11 protein-coding genes are annotated in these 15,392 nt (G+C 61.0%); 3 read left to right on the forward strand and 8 right to left on the reverse strand.

Annotation, left to right across the window (positions count from 1 at the left end; all coding sequences use genetic code 11):
- Position 1: 1 nt before the first annotated feature.
- From PSFL_RS20405 to acnA, 6 genes are all read right to left on the reverse strand, one after another.
- On the reverse strand, positions 2–814 hold the full coding sequence (locus PSFL_RS20405; RefSeq protein ID WP_128592863.1) for a hypothetical protein: 813 nt from the start codon (positions 812–814) through the stop codon (positions 2–4).
- Complete coding sequence (locus tag PSFL_RS20410) at positions 738–4,409, reverse strand: glycosyltransferase (RefSeq protein WP_397470419.1); 3,672 nt, start codon at positions 4,407–4,409, stop codon at positions 738–740. Before PSFL_RS20410 ends, PSFL_RS20405 begins: the two co-directional genes overlap by 77 nt.
- 22 nt (positions 4,410–4,431) lie before the next feature.
- The gene (gene wecC, locus PSFL_RS20415; protein ID WP_198830894.1) at positions 4,432–5,694 is read right to left on the reverse strand and encodes a UDP-N-acetyl-D-mannosamine dehydrogenase; all 1,263 of its coding nucleotides are present in this window, start codon (positions 5,692–5,694) and stop codon (positions 4,432–4,434) included.
- The gene (wecB, locus tag PSFL_RS20420; RefSeq protein ID WP_057444914.1) at positions 5,691–6,830 is read right to left on the reverse strand and encodes a non-hydrolyzing UDP-N-acetylglucosamine 2-epimerase; all 1,140 of its coding nucleotides are present in this window, start codon (positions 6,828–6,830) and stop codon (positions 5,691–5,693) included. Before wecB ends, wecC begins: the two co-directional genes overlap by 4 nt.
- A gap of 219 nt (positions 6,831–7,049) precedes the next feature.
- On the reverse strand, positions 7,050–7,841 hold the full coding sequence (locus PSFL_RS20425) for a CPBP family intramembrane glutamic endopeptidase (RefSeq protein ID WP_115128688.1): 792 nt from the start codon (positions 7,839–7,841) through the stop codon (positions 7,050–7,052).
- Between the two features lie 149 nt (positions 7,842–7,990).
- Positions 7,991–10,732 carry an aconitate hydratase AcnA gene (gene acnA / locus PSFL_RS20430; RefSeq protein ID WP_397470420.1) on the reverse strand — a complete coding sequence of 914 codons (2,742 nt, stop codon included), beginning with the start codon at positions 10,730–10,732 and terminating at the stop codon, positions 7,991–7,993.
- Positions 10,733–10,922: 190 nt separating this feature from the next.
- On the opposite strand from acnA, the gene rlmM reads away from it, so the two are divergent.
- Together rlmM and tusA are read left to right on the forward strand one after the other, a co-directional pair.
- Positions 10,923–11,996, forward strand: coding sequence for a 23S rRNA (cytidine(2498)-2'-O)-methyltransferase RlmM (rlmM, locus tag PSFL_RS20435; protein ID WP_029300064.1), 1,074 nt, complete (start codon positions 10,923–10,925; stop codon positions 11,994–11,996).
- A gap of 23 nt (positions 11,997–12,019) precedes the next feature.
- Complete coding sequence (gene tusA, locus PSFL_RS20440; protein ID WP_057438513.1) at positions 12,020–12,271, forward strand: sulfurtransferase TusA; 252 nt, start codon at positions 12,020–12,022, stop codon at positions 12,269–12,271.
- Here tusA and PSFL_RS20445 read toward each other — a convergent pair.
- Positions 12,268–13,653 (reverse strand): MATE family efflux transporter, encoded by a 1,386-nt coding sequence (locus tag PSFL_RS20445; RefSeq protein ID WP_057438638.1) that lies wholly within the window; start codon positions 13,651–13,653, stop codon positions 12,268–12,270. The two genes, tusA and PSFL_RS20445, sit on opposite strands and share 4 nt — an antisense overlap.
- A 142-nt stretch (positions 13,654–13,795) precedes the next feature.
- On the opposite strand from PSFL_RS20445, the gene pdxB reads away from it, so the two are divergent.
- On the forward strand, positions 13,796–14,938 hold the full coding sequence (pdxB, locus tag PSFL_RS20450; RefSeq protein WP_057438514.1) for a 4-phosphoerythronate dehydrogenase PdxB: 1,143 nt from the start codon (positions 13,796–13,798) through the stop codon (positions 14,936–14,938).
- A 63-nt stretch (positions 14,939–15,001) separates the two neighbouring features.
- On the opposite strand, the gene PSFL_RS20455 is transcribed toward pdxB, so the two are convergent.
- Positions 15,002–15,175 (reverse strand): PA1571 family protein, encoded by a 174-nt coding sequence (locus PSFL_RS20455; RefSeq protein WP_032863322.1) that lies wholly within the window; start codon positions 15,173–15,175, stop codon positions 15,002–15,004.
- Between the last annotated feature and the right edge of the window lie 217 nt (positions 15,176–15,392).

Genomic DNA, 15,392 nt, shown 5'->3' on the forward strand with positions numbered 1-15,392 from the left:
ATCAATGGGCGAAGAACAGGGCATTGATTTTCTGCTGATGGTTTTTCAGATAAATAGCGTCCTCAATCATCGACTTGAGCCGGGCAAGACTTTGCCGGACCAGAATCAACGAGATAAGGGCGATATAGATGGGGGTAGGGGTCATGTACAGAAAGTCCATGACCATAAAGGCAAATGTTCCCAGGAAACCCAGGGAGGACAGGGCATTGAGCAGCGCATGATGGTGGCGCTGCACAATTGAGCGGATGCGGTCTTTGCGGTTGTATAAAACGATGATCAGTGTCGTGACGACCGCAATGTAAGTAAGGGCAATGGTCAGTAACGCGGGGTAGATGTAAAGGAGTGCGCCGAGGGTAATTGTCACGAAGCTGGCCGCTGACAAACCTCGGGTAAACCTGGAAAACGCCAGTACCGCCAACGGTCGCTGATGACTCAAGCTGTGGGACTTTTGGTTGTGCTTCATCAGTTGGTAGGCGCCCGTTCTGGAATAGCGCGACGCAATCAGCTCGGACAGTAAGTACAAGCCATAAAACAGAGCGGTCAATAAACTAAGGCCGATAATCAGCCAGGGCTTGCTGAATGACTTGAGGGCCGGGGGTAAATACTCGGGTATCGACTCGGAGCCCAACAGGATGAGTATTTTGATCGGCAACAGGAAGGTCACGATCAATAGGCCTTGCGCGCAGAAGTGGGCGGTATGGGCGGTGAAGGTGGCGGTCGGAGTGACTCGCATGAATTTACGAGCCAATGACATGCACCAGCCCAGAGTCGATAGCAGGGTGATCTGTAATGTCGACGCTTTCTCGATGGTCATTTGAGTCTCGTATGAGGTTGAGTTCAGCCTGTGATATCTGCAGCGTGTCACTTTGCATAACCACCCGTTGTCTGGCGCGCAGGGACTTTTCCTGGAACGTGCGGGGGTTCAGGAACAGGGTTTCAATGGCGTCGCTCAGCTCGATGAAGCTCTCTGGGGCCGCGAGAAAACCACATTCATCATCGACAAACTCCGGTATTGCGCCGACTCGATTAGTAATCGGCACTAAGCCCGAGGCCATTGCCTCGTCGCGAGAAACACCCTGGGTGTCCATGCGACTGGGGCACAGGAACACCCCATAGTCTTTATGTAGTTCGGCGATTTCGGATTGTTTCAAGTAACCCTTGTCAATCCGCACATTCGCGTATTGGCGCAGGGGGGCCAATGTTTCCTCAAATAAAGGCCCGTCCCCGATCAGGCGAAATTGCAGTTCACTGAACCAGGGTTTTTGCGCCAGCAACTGGATGGCCTTGACACTCAGGTCATTGGCATAAGTGCGCGATACATAGGGGCGGATCGAGAGGATTTTCTTGCGTTGTTCAGGCGGTTTTTCCTGATAGGAAAACAACTGGGTATTAATCGGGTTGTGAATGATCCGGTACTGGTTTTTGGGTAAGCGAAAACCCAGGTCTTCCATGACTTCCTCGGCAAAGTGATGGGAGACGAACACCAGTTGCAAATGGGCCGGCATGGGGTTCAACAGGTTGCGCCAGAAACCCAAGCGCCGCTCGCTTTCAAGTGTGCCCAGTTGCTGTTGTTCTGCGCTGAGGTAGTTGTGCGCCCGCCGCCACCATGGCTGGATTTCGGAGCCATGGACCCAGACAATTGTGGGGAGGGCGTGCTTGCGCAACACCTCCCACATCTGCGGATCCAGGAAGTGCACCAGCACCGATTGGTATGACCCCGACCCGAGCATGTTTGCCAGGGCTGCCTGGGAGCCGGTGATGACATCGACGTTTTCAAACTCTTGGTAACTGACCGGCTCATTTGGCCGCAGGCGGAACACATCCACCGCTAGCCCTTGCGCTTGATACGCGCTCACACGGGTATGCAAAAAGCCGTTCCGGTACAGGTCGTCATAGGCCGGGTAATGGTTGCTCAGCAGCAAGTGCCCGGCTTTGCCGAGTAGGGTCGATGGCTGCGTATCGCGATGGCCCAGGACCAGCGCCTTGATTGTTGTGCTGCCACTTGCGTAAGCGCGGATCCCCAGGCGCACGCAGGCCGTTTCGGGGGGGACATCACAGCTCAGGTTGCAATTAGCCGTGTGCAGCTGATGGCTGATGCGTTGTTTCTGCGCATCTAGAAACAGGATGACCAACTGAATATTCAGGCCTGGGGTGGCATCGAGGAACAGCTTCAGGGGAGCGCTGCTAGCCAGTTGGTCCACGGGCAGTTCCTGCCGGGCATAGTGGTATTCATGCCGACCGTCCGCGAGGGTTGAACAGATGTGCCAGGTACCTGCGTCGACCTCGGCTTGCAGCAACCTACTGCCTAGTGGGGCAAACAGCTTTGCCAAGGCTTCGCCGCTGATGTACGGCGTGCTGACACTCACTTGCAGCGGGGGGATGGTTTCTGCGTGACGTTGCAGTGTGTCGAGGGTGATACCGCTAGCCACCTCAACATCATCCACCACGGCGCTGACGTGCTGTGGGTTGGCGCCAGCCGCATTTTTACAGTAGTTGAAGGCATCGGTTGCCAGGGCCAGAGGGTTTCGGTACTCGAGGGAGGGCAGGGCGTGGAGCCAGGCGCAGGCAGTTTGCCCGGCCAGCGACGAGGGTTTGATCAGTGCGCAACGGGCGGCGATGGCACTGCTGCAACGGTAGTCTTGCCCTGCGTTCTGTAGATGGATGCCATGCTCGTCGGCTGCGTAGTGTGCCACCTTGCCGATCACGCTGGTCTGGCTGTAGCGCGTGGCCAGGGCCAGGTCGAGTAAGTAGTGGGGGCCGTAATAGTCCTCGGCGAGCATCCCGCCCACCCAGGCTGCGCCGTTGGCCAGTTCAGCCACGGTAATGGCGTTCAATTGCTTGCGGCTGATCAGGCGCAAGCGTGGGTCCGTAGCGGTTGCCCCCGAGTGCACCACTACCGTCATGAGGATATTGCTGTAGCGCTGGCGCTGCAGGTGCCGGGTCAGTGCCAGCAGCTCGGCGTTGTTGACCGCGTTGGCGATGATGCAGATCGTGGGCAAGGGATCGTCTTGAGGCGTGCCGGTGACTTTGGCCATGACATACCGCAAGCGATGAGCGTAGGTGTGTTCCTGCATCACCTTGCGCAAGCCGGCCAGGCGCAGTTTGGCGCTGTATTGCGGGTTGTCCGCCAGTGTCTTGAGCTGGTTGAGCATGTGCGAACTGTTGTCGGTGGCGATAACCAGATCCCCCAACAGCATGCGCAGGCCGCGGGAGAAATTGCTGACAGTCAGGGTGTTGGAGCCCAGCAGCTCGAAGACGCGTCGCGCAAACATCGACTGGGATTGCTTGACCGAGTTGAGATTGATCCCGTAGCGATAGCCTTTGTAGGCCAGGGCCATTTGATCGGCTCTCAAGGTCCCCACGATGTAAGGTTGATACTCCACAGGGAACTGATAGTTGGAGTCTTGTTTACCGAGGTTGCGGTCGTAGATCTCCAAGGGGCGCAAACGTGACAGTTCACTGATGAGGTTGACGAGGTCGCGGATCCGATCGGGATAACGGACGTAGTAGGAACCGGCAAAGCAGAACCCGTCCTTGCGTTCATACAGCTCAATCGGGTTGTGCACCGCCGGCTGGCAGGCAAAGGGCAGCAGGTAGACGCGGTCGTGTCCCAGTGCGCCTTTATAGCGGTGAATGCAGTCGATATCGGTGGTGAATACAAAGTCGAATTGCTTGGCCGTATTCAGGAAGGTGTCGTAGTGCACGGGGTCTTCCTTGTTCCAGAACACTGTAGGCACGTGGTGTTCCCTGCACCACTGCACGACGCCCCGCAGCTCTTCGCAATTGTGCCCCACCTTGTTGCGCCACACGTCATCCTGGCCGCGCCATGCCGACTCGATAAACAGCAGTTCGGGTTGGAACGCTTCGAGTTCCGCCAGGTAGCGGGTCGGGGTCAGTTGCAGCAACTGGCATTCATGGCGGTAGGCATCGTAGGTAAATGCGTCCATCACGCAGGCCATTCTTAATTGTTTGGCATTCTCCTGGGCGCCTGGCAGCAGATGGCGGTGGACATGCTCGGCCTCTGCCAGCGAGCGGGGCGCGGGGGTCGCGATAACCGGCGCGGTGGCAGGCAGCGACTGCCGTACATGCTCAACCTTTGTGGGGGTGCAAATCGGGCGGTTCCTACGGGCTTGCCGGTACAGCCTGAACAAGATCGCCGGCAGGCGCAGCAATGCGCCCAGCGAGCGGGTGCCGGTCTTCAACTGGTAGCCCAATTGATAGGTGAGGCTGGCGCGAGTCTTGATCAGCCGCTGTTCTGCCAGGTGGCGCTTGGCATTGGCACTGTTCAGGCTGTCGTCAAGCGTGGCGATCTGCTCAAGAGCGCGGGTGAGGGCCGCCTGCAATTGTTCGCTGTTCGCGCGTTGCTCCTCAAGGTCCTGGCGCAGTTGCTTGTGTAAGGCGCGTTCCATCGCATTCATCCTTGATTCGTTCTCAAGCCGCCAGCACGCCGGCAGCATCAATCACCAGAAGGCCATCGCGCAGGGCGGGCATCGACATGAATTCGCGATGCCTGACCAGCACGACATGAATCTGCGCCCGCTCGAGGGCGTCGGTGGTATCGGTCAGCGCGTGCATCGCCATGTCGGCGGGCAGCCCCTCGATGTTCGGTTCTACCAGCAGCAGTTTTACCCCCAGCTCCTTGCCCAGTTGCCGGGCGATACCCAGGGCGGGGCTTTCACGCAGGTCGTCGATATCGGCCTTGAACGCCAGGCCATAGCAGGCGATCCGTACGCTGCCTGCCTGCAGGTCGGTACGCTTGAGCAGCAGCGTGGCCAACGCCAGCTTGACCTGTTGGATCACCCACTGCGGCTTATACTCATTGACCTCGCGGGCCGTACGGATCAGGCGCGCCAGTTCCGGGGTCTGGCTGACGATGAACCACGGATCGACGGCAATGCAGTGCCCGCCCACACCCGGACCTGGCTGGAGGATGTTCACCCGCGGGTGATGGTTGGCCAGGCGAATCAGCTCCCAAGGGTTGATCCTCAACTGTGCGCAGATCATTGACAGCTCATTGGCGAAGGCAATATTGACGTCGCGAAAGCTGTTTTCCGTGAGCTTGCACATTTCTGCCGTACGCGCGTCGGTCACAAGGCACTGGCCTTCGACGAACGTCTGGTACAACTGCGCTGCGGCGGCCGAACAGGCCGGCGTCAGGCCGCCGATGATCCGATCATTGCTCACCAGTTCGCGTAGTACATGGCCCGGCAACACACGCTCCGGGCAGTGGGCGATGCGGATATCACTGGCTTCGCCGTGGGTTGCCGGGAAGGTCAGATCGGGGCGCGCCCGGGCAAGCCACTGGGCCATGCGCTCGGTGGTGCCCACCGGGGAAGTGGACTCGAGGATGACCAGGTCGCGTTTTTTCAGCGCCGGGGCCAGGGTTTCGACCGCTGCCCGGATATAGCTCAGGTCGGGTTCATGGTTGTCCTTGAATGGCGTGGGGACGGCGATCAGGAACGCCTGCGCAGGTTCCACCGTGGTGGTTGCCCGCAGGTAGCCTTGGGTGATCACCGCGTGAACCAGCAGCTCCAGCCCGGGCTCGACAATATGCACGGCCCCGCGATTGATGATGTCCACGGTGCGCGGGTTGATATCCACGCCGACCACCTGTTTTTTGCGCGAGGCAAAAATGGCTGCGGTTGGCAGGCCGATGTAGCCCAGGCCGATGACGCAAATCTTCTCGACACTCATGCGGCGGCCTCGTTTTTTTGTGGAAGGTCCAGTAGCGCTGCCCGAATACGCAGGCAAGCGTTACCGTCGCCATAAGGGTTATGGGCGATGCTCATTTGCCGATACTCGGCTTCGTTCTCCAGCAATTGGTTGAGGTGATGGGTGATGCAACCGATGTCGGTGCCTACCAGCCTGACGGTGCCTGCCGCGACCGCTTCGGGGCGCTCTGTGGTCTCGCGCATCACCAGCACCGGCTTGCCCAGGGCGGGTGCTTCTTCCTGGATGCCGCCCGAATCGGTCAGGATCAGGTGGGCGCGGGTCATCAGGTACACGAAGGGCAAGTAATCCTGGGGGGCGATCAGGTACACGTTGTCGATCCCCGCCAGCAGACGTTTCACCGGCTGCTGTACGTTGGGGTTCAGGTGCACGGGGTAAACAAAGGCCACGTCCGGAAAGCACCGGGCGCTGTGAGCCAGGGCCTGGCAGATACGCTCCAGACCTTCGCCAAAGTTCTCGCGGCGATGACCCGTCACCAGCACCATGCGTTGCCCCAGGGGCAGGAAGGCAAACTGCCGATCAAGCCTGGCGCGGATCGGCACCAGTTTCTCCACCGTACTGAGCAGCGCATCAATCACGGTGTTGCCCGTGACATGGATGCTGTCCGGGGCTACGCCTTCATTGAGCAGGTTTTGCCGGGATGTTTGCGTGGGCGCAAAGTGGATCGTCGCCAGGCTGCCGGTCAGGCGTCGATTGCCTTCTTCCGGCCAGGGCGAGTACAGGTCGTTGGTGCGCAGCCCGGCCTCGATGTGGGCAATCGGGATCTGCCGGTAATAGGCCGCCAGGCTGGCGGCGAAGGTGGTGGCGGTGTCGCCGTGAACCAGGATCACATCCGGCTTGAAGTCATCCAGCACCGCCTGCAGCCCCTGGATGATGGCCGTGGTCACATCCGTCAGGTTTTGGCCTGCCTTCATGATGTTCAGGTCGTAATCAGGTACCAGCTCAAACAGCTCAAGCACTTGGTCCAGCATCTCGCGATGCTGCGCGGTGACACAGATTCTTGCGTCGAAATCGGCATCAGCTGCCAGTTGGATCGCCAGCGGCGCCATTTTTATGGCCTCCGGACGAGTACCGAAGATGGACAGGGTCTTGAGAGTCATGGGCGTGGGTTCTTATTGGGTACCTGACACACAGGCGTGGGTTCCCTCATCGCAGTCCCGGCAATTGAAAGCTTTGCTGGTTGGGTGAGTACGAAAGCTCCTAGGCATTCTGCCGAACGGGGGTAGGTGCGACCACTGACCGTACGGCTAGGTTTTATCGAACCCCGAACACACAAAAGCCGCCCGAAGGCGGCTTTGTGTTCAGTGCAGAGTGGCGGCTCAGCCCGCCAGCATCGGGTAGGTAAACAGCCCGAAATGCAGCAGGTTCAAGCCAAAGTGTGTGGCAATCGCTGCGCCCAGGCCGCCGAAGCGGTAGGCCAGGCCGTACCCCGCGCCGGCGATACTGGCCAGCAGCACCCATTGCCAACCCGCGCCCACATGCACCAGGCCAAACAGCAGCGAGGCCAGCAGCAAGGCGAGGTTTTCGCCATAAGGCAGTTGCTTGAAGCGCCGGCTCAGGCCGCCCTGGATATAGCCGCGAAACAGTGCTTCCTCAACCAGGGTCACCAGTAACAGGTTGTTCAACACCCAGAGCCAGGCCTGGTCCGGCCATTTGGGCGCCCAACTGATAATGCCCAGAAGCACCGCCCCGCCGAGGGCGGCGATGGTGGTCAGGGTCAAGGCCAGGGCCGTGGCATAGATCGACAGGCGCAACGGGCGGCGAGCGACGATCCACGGGCAGACCAGCAGCAGCCAGAAACCAATCAACGGTTTGTCCTGGTTCAGGTACATCGAGAAGGGCACGGCATCAGCGCTGAAGCGCTGCGGGTCGATCCCGCGACCGTTGTAGAAACCGGGCAGCCAGTGCATCGCCAGGCCCAGGGCCAGCACGATAAACAAGCCATGGCCAAGGTAGCGCGCCCATGGGATGTGTTGTTGGCGCACGGCGTAACCTGCCACCAGCAATAGGCCGATGGACACCAGGGCCAGTAAACCCAGTTGCCCGTAGGCCAGGGCCAGTGCATAGCCGATGGATAGAAGTGCCAGGTACAGCCAGGGTAAAGCGGGCATTGAAAATCCTTGTGACGTTAAAAATGACGCAATTGCTTTTGCAGGAACCGGCAAGCCGGTTCTTGCAACGGGTGCGTATTATAGCGGCGGTACCTGGAGGCAAAAATGAAAACACCGCCCGAAGGCGGTGTTTTGTATGGCTTGACGCGTTATGAAGCGATCAGCTGACGCAATACATAGTGCAGAATCCCGCCTGCCTTGAAGTATTCAACTTCATTGAGGGTGTCGATCCGGCATAGCACCTCGACCTTCTCGCTACGGCCATCTTCGCGGGTAATCACCAGCGTCAGGTTCATGCGTGGCTCGATCTCGGCATGGGTCAGGCCGAGGATGTCGATCTTCTCCTTGCCGGTCAGCTGCAGGGCCTTGCGGTTCTGGTCCAGCTTGAACTGCAACGGCAGCACGCCCATGCCCACCAGGTTGGAGCGGTGGATGCGCTCGAAGCTCTCGGCGATCACCGCCTTGACCCCCAGCAAGTTGGTGCCCTTGGCGGCCCAGTCGCGGCTGGAGCCGGTGCCGTATTCCTGGCCGGCGATCACCACCAATGGCGTGCCGGATGCCTGGTATTTCATGGCCGCATCGTAGATCGGCATCTTCTCGCCGGTAGGAATGTAGAGGGTGTTGCCCCCTTCTTCGCCGCCGAGCATTTCGTTGCGGATGCGGATGTTGGCGAAGGTGCCGCGCATCATCACTTCATGGTTGCCGCGGCGCGAGCCGTAGGAGTTGAAGTCCCGCGGTTCCACACCCTGTTCGCGCAGGTAGCGTCCGGCAGGGCTGTCGGCCTTGATATTGCCGGCAGGGGAGATGTGGTCGGTGGTCACCGAGTCGCCAAGCAGGGCCAGGATATTGGCGCCCTGCACATCCTTGATCACCGGCAGCGGCCCGGCGATGTCATCGAAGAACGGCGGGTGCTGGATATAGGTGGAGTCTTCCTGCCACACATAAGTCGCGGCCTGCGGCACTTCAATGGCTTGCCACTGTGCGTCACCGGCAAACACCTCGGCGTATTCCTTGTGGAACATGCTGGTGCTGACCTGGGCCACCGCGTCGGCGATCTCCTGGCTGCTGGGCCAGATATCGCGCAGGTAGACCGGCTGGCCATCCTTGCCGGTGCCCAGGGGTTCGCTGCTGATATCAATGCGCACGGTCCCGGCCAGGGCATAGGCCACCACCAGCGGTGGCGAGGCCAGCCAGTTGGTTTTCACCAGCGGGTGCACGCGGCCTTCGAAGTTTCGGTTGCCGGACAGCACCGACGCTACCGTCAGGTCGGCTTGCTGAATGGCTTTCTCGATAGGCTCAGGCAGCGGCCCGGAGTTGCCGATGCAGGTAGTGCAGCCATAGCCCACCAGGTCGAAGCCCAGTTGGTCCAGGTAGGGGGTCAGGCCGGCGGCGTTGTAGTAGTCGGTGACCACCTTGGAGCCGGGCGCCAGCGAGCTCTTTACCCAGGGCTTGCGGCTCAGGCCCTTTTCCACGGCTTTTTTCGCGACCAGGCCGGCGGCCATCATCACGCTCGGGTTGGAGGTGTTGGTGCACGAAGTAATCGCCGCAATCACCACCGCGCCGTTTTTCAGGCGATAGGTCTGGCCTTCGAAGTCGTAGTCGGCTTCACCCACCAGGTCGGCATTGCCCACCGCAACACCGCCACCGCCTTCACTTTCCAGGCGACCTTCTTCCTTGCTGGCAGGCTTGAACTGCAAGTCGAGGAAGTCGTTGAAGGCCTGGCTCACATCCGGCAGCGAGACCCGGTCCTGTGGGCGTTTCGGCCCGGCCAGGCTGGCCTCGACAGTGCCCATGTCGAGGGCCAGGCTGTCGGTGAACACTGGTTCTTCACCGGCGTTGCGCCACAGGCCCTGGGCCTTGGTATAGGCCTCGACCAGCTTGACGGTGGCGGCAGGCCGGCCAGACAGGCGCAGGTAGTCCAGGGTCACGTCATCCACTGGGAAAAAGCCGCAGGTGGCGCCGTATTCCGGGGCCATGTTGGCAATGGTGGCGCGGTCGGCCAGGGGCAGGTCGGCGAGGCCGTCGCCATAGAACTCGACGAACTTGCCCACTACGCCTTTTTTACGCAGCATCTGCGTGACCGTCAGCACCAGGTCGGTGGCGGTGATGCCTTCTTTCAATTTGCCGGTGAGCTTGAAGCCGATCACTTCCGGGATCAGCATAGACACCGGCTGGCCGAGCATCGCCGCTTCTGCCTCGATACCGCCCACGCCCCAGCCCAGCACGCCGAGGCCGTTGATCATGGTGGTGTGGGAGTCGGTGCCCACCAGGGTGTCGGGGAAGGCGTAGGTGCGGCCATCTTCGTCCTTGGTCCACACGGTGCGGCCCAGGTACTCCAGGTTGACCTGGTGACAGATGCCGGTACCCGGCGGCACGACGCTGAAATTATCAAAGGCGCTCTGGCCCCAGCGCAGGAACGCATAACGTTCGCCGTTGCGCTGCATTTCGATATCGACGTTTTGCTCGAAGGCGTCGGCATTGCCGAACTTGTCGACCATCACCGAGTGGTCAATCACTAGGTCCACCGGCGACAGCGGGTTGATGCGCTGCGGATCGCCACCGGCCTTGGCCACGGCGGCGCGCATGGCGGCCAGGTCGACCACGGCGGGTACGCCGGTAAAGTCCTGCATCAATACCCGGGCCGGGCGGTACTGGATTTCGCGATCGGAGCGGCGCTCCTTGAGCCAGGCGGCAAGGGCCTTGAGGTCGGCGCCGGTGACGGTTTTGTCGTCCTCCCAGCGCAGCAGGTTTTCCAGCAGCACCTTGAGGGACATCGGCAACTTGTCCAGGTCTCCCAGGCTCTTGGCGGCTTCGGGCAGGCTGAAGTAGTGGTAGGTCTTGCTGTCGATTTGCAGGGTCTTAAGGGTTCTCAGGCTATCAACGGATGACATTACATGACTCCTTATGGTCCGCACGGCTACGGACCTGACGGGACGAACAGAGCTTATAAGCTAGCCCGGTTTTCAGTAGCAGGCTAATTACTGGACTCTATGGGCAAGTCCAAGGTTCCGAACTCAGCTATCATGCGCGCGTTTTCATGACAGGCATTGCGATAGAGCAAGCCAGTTGCCAGGAGATTCAATGAACACCCTTTTTATGCACTGCCGCCCGGGTTTTGAAGGCGAAGTCTGTTCCGAGATCGCGGAACACGCCGCGCGCCTGAACGTTTCCGGCTATGCCAAGGCCAAGACCGGCAGCGCCTGCGCCGAATTTGTCTGCACCGAAGAAGACGGCGCCCAGCGCCTGATGCGCGGCCAACGCTTTGCCGAGCTGATATTCCCAAGGCAGTGGGCGCGTGGGGTGTTCATCGACTTGCCGGAAACCGACCGCATCAGCGTGATCCTCGCGCACCTGCGGGATTTCCCGGTGTGCGGCAGCCTGTGGCTGGAGATGGTCGATACCAACGACGGCAAGGAACTGTCGAACTTCTGCAAGAAATTCGAAGTGCATCTGCGCAAGGCCCTGCTGGCCGCCGGCAAACTGGTCGAAGACCCGAGCAAGCCGCGCCTGCTGCTGACCTTCAAGAGCGGTCGCGAAGTGTTTATGGGCCTGGCCGAGTCAAACAACTCGGCGATGTGGCCGATGGGCATCCCGCGCCTGAAATTCCCCCGTGACGCGCCCAGCCGCTCGACCTTGAAGCTGGAAGAGGCCTGGCACCACTTTATCCCCCGCGACCAGTGGGACGAGCGCCTGCACGGCGACATGACAGGGGTAGACCTCGGCGCAGCGCCAGGCGGCTGGACCTGGCAGTTGGTCAATCGCGGCATGCTGGTGACGGCGATTGATAACGGCCCCATGGCCGAAAGCCTGATGGACACCGGCCTGGTGCAACACTTGATGGCGGACGGTTTTACCTTCACCCCCAAGCAGCCGGTGGACTGGATGGTCTGCGATATCGTCGAGAAACCGGCTCGTAACGCGGCCCTGCTGGAAACCTGGATTGGCGAGGGGCATTGCCGCGAAGCGGTGGTCAACCTCAAGTTGCCGATGAAACAGCGCTACGCCGAAGTAAAACGCCTGCTGGAGCGCATCGAAGAAGGCTTCAAGGCGCGGGGCATCCGGGTAGAAATCGGTTGCAAGCAGCTGTACCACGACCGTGAGGAAGTGACCTGCCACCTGCGCCGCCTGGACGTAAAGAAACCCAAGGCCCGCTAAAGACGACCTTGTAGGAGTGAGTGATGAGCGACATTTTTGACCCTGCCGTCGACGGCACCCTCGACGCCACCGGCCTCAACTGCCCGGAGCCGGTAATGATGCTGCACCAGCACATCCGTGACCTGGCGCCCGGCGGCCTGCTCAAGGTGATCGCGACTGATCCCTCGACCCGCCGCGATATCCCCAAGTTCTGCGTGTTCCTGGACCATGAGCTGGTGGAACAGCGCGAAGAGGCGGGGACTTACCTGTACTGGATCCGCAAGAAGCTCGCTTAAACCGCCGTGCGGATACGCTTGCGCGCACTGCGTGCCAGGCGCACCACCAGCATCGCCGCCGCGCAACTGAGGCCGACGATCAGGCCCTGCCACAAGCCGCTCGGGCCGCTGGGCTGGCCCAGCCAGTCGGTCAGCCCCAGCAAGTAACCCACCGGCAGGCCCAAGCCCCAATAGGCGAACAGGGTCAGGACCATGGTCACCCGGGTGTCCTGGTAGCCACGCAAGGCGCCGGCGGCCGTCACCTGGATCGCATCCGAGAACTGGAACAGCGCCGCAAACACAATCAGCATCGCCGCCACCTGGACCACCTGCGGGTCGGCGGTGTAGATCGTGGCGATCTGCTCGCGAAACAACAGCATCAGGCTGCACGATAGGCAGGCATAGGCCAGTGCGGTGCCCATCCCCACGCCAGCGGCGAAGCGCGCTTCACGGGGTTCGCCACGGCCCAGGGCCTGGCCGACCCGCACGGTCACGGCCATGCTCAGGGAGTAGGGGATCATGAACACCAGGGAACTGAAGTTCAGGGCGATCTGATGCCCGGCGACCACGGTTGCGCCCAGGCTGCCGATCAGCAGGGCGATCACCGCAAAGATGCTCGACTCGGCAAATACGGCGATGCCAATCGGCAGGCCGATGCTCAGGATACGCTTGATCACCGACCATTTCGGCCAGTCGAAGCGTTTGAACAGCTCGCTGGCGTGATAGGCCGGGGCCCAGCGGGTCCACCCGACGAAGCCCAGCATCATTGCCCACATCACAATTCCGGTGGCCCAGCCGCAGCCCACGCCGCCCATGGCCGGCACACCGAAATGGCCATAGATGAACACGTAGTTCAGCGGAATATTCAACGCCAGCCCGCCCAGGCCGAGGAGCATGCTTGGGCGCGTGCGGCCCAGGCCGTCACTGAAGCAGCGCAGCACGTAGTACAGCGCCACCGCCGGCATGCCCGCCGCGATGCCGTGCAGGTAGCCCATGCAGGGGGCGATCAGCTCGGGATCAACGTTCATCGCATGCAGGATCGGTTCGGCACTGATCAGCAGCAATGACGCGGTGCCTCCCACCACCAGCGCCAACCACAACGCCTGGCGCACCAGCGGGCCGATCTCGGCGTGGCTGCCGGCGCCAAAGCGCTGCGCGACTTTTGGGGTAGTGGCCAGCAAGGTGCCGGTCATCAACAGATATACCGGAATCCAGATGGAGTTACCCAGGGCCACCGCCGCCAGGTCTCGCGCACTGACGCGCCCGGCCATCACCGCATCGACAAAACCCATGGCGGTGGTTGCCAGTTGCCCGATCATGATCGGCAGGGCCAGCGCCAGCAGGCTGTGGACTTCCCGGCGAACGCGGGCAGGGCGGGAGAGGGTTGTGGTGGCAGTGTTCACGTACAGATGTCCGATAAGGGAGAACTCAGGACGGCGCATTCTACGCCTTGACGGATGGGTCAGGAAAATACCTGTGTAGCGGATTTGTAAACGCGCCGCAGGCTGGTGCCTGTACACTGCGGGTCCGCCAAAGGAGCCTGCCATGCTGATTGTTGCCGACGAAAATATCCCGCTGCTCGATGCGTTCTTCGAAGGGTTTGGCGAGATCCGCCGCGTGCCCGGTCGGGCCATTGACCGCGCCGCCATTGAACAGGCCGATGTGCTGCTGGTGCGCTCGGTGACCAACGTCAACCGCGCGCTGCTGGAAGGCACGCCGGTACGGTTCGTCGGCACCTGCACCATCGGCACCGATCACCTGGACCTCGATTACTTTCAGCGGGCCGGTATCCAATGGTCCAGCGCGCCGGGTTGCAACGCCCGGGGGGTGGTGGATTATGTGCTGGGGAGCCTGTTGACCCTGGCTGAAATCGAGGGCGCAGACCTGAACCAGCGGACGTATGGCATCGTCGGTGCCGGTGAAGTGGGCGGGCGCCTGGTCAAGGTGCTCAAGGGCCTGGGTTGGAAAGTGCTGGTCTGCGATCCGCCACGCCAGGTCGCCGAAGACGGTGATTACGTCAGCCTGGAACAGATCATCGAGCAATGTGATGTGATCAGCCTGCATACCCCGCTGAAAAAATCCGGCAGTGGCTCGACCTGGCACCTGCTGGATCGCCAGCGCCTGGAGCAGTTGCAGCCGGGTACCTGGCTGATCAACGCCAGCCGCGGCCCGGTGGTGGATAACGCGGCGCTGCGCGAGGTGTTGCTGGACCGCGAAGACCTGCAGGCGGTGCTGGATGTGTGGGAAGGCGAGCCCGAAGTGGATGTCGAGCTGGCCGAGTTGTGCGTGCTGGCGACCCCGCATATCGCCGGCTACAGCCTGGACGGCAAGCAGCGCGGCACGGCGCAGATCTACCAGGCGCTGTGCGCGCACCTTGGGCAGCCGGCGAGCATTCAGTTGAGTGACTTGCTGCCTGAGCCTTGGCTGGCGGAGGTTAACCTCAATGCCAGCACCGACCCGGCCTGGGCCCTGGCGACGCTGTGCCGCAGCGTCTACGACCCGCGGCGCGATGATGCAGATTTCCGCCGCAGCCTCGTGGGCACTGTGGAGGAGCAGCGCAAGGCGTTCGACCTGCTGCGCAAGCACTACCCGGACCGCCGCGAGATTGACGGCTTGAAGGTGCGGATCAGCGGTGAGTCGGCAGCCTTGCAGACCCTCGTCACCAGCTTGGGCGCAAGCCTTTGCTGATCGACATAGCGCAGGCATAAAAAACCCGGCCACCTGGGCCGGGTCTGAAAGAGCTGGGGCGTATCAGCCTTGCTGGGCAGGCTTGACCAGTTTCTGCTCCAGTTCGGCGCAGGCGCCCTGGATCATCTCTTCGGTAATCTGCACTTCACGGCCTTGTGCATCGATGTACGAGCAAGGCAACTGCTGTGGCTGGCGGATTACTTCAACTTTGTCAGTGCTGCTGGTTTGCAAGGACATGGCCTGTCTCCTCATCAGGTTGTGTACCTACTCTAATTCCCCCGCGTGACCGAGCTGTTACAACTCCATGGCCCGTCGACGGATCGAATGCCCACTCCAGCAGAAATCACGCTGGATTTCCAGCCGGAGTTTAGACCGATAGCCTCTAGGGCCTAGTCTTGCCGGGCATAATTAACCTGACTCATTGTGATTTGCCCAAGTTCAATCCGATTGCAGT

Source organism: Pseudomonas sp. DD1 (genome assembly GCF_044510355.1).
GTDB classification, from domain to species: Bacteria; Pseudomonadota; Gammaproteobacteria; order Pseudomonadales; family Pseudomonadaceae; genus Aquipseudomonas; species Aquipseudomonas shahriarae.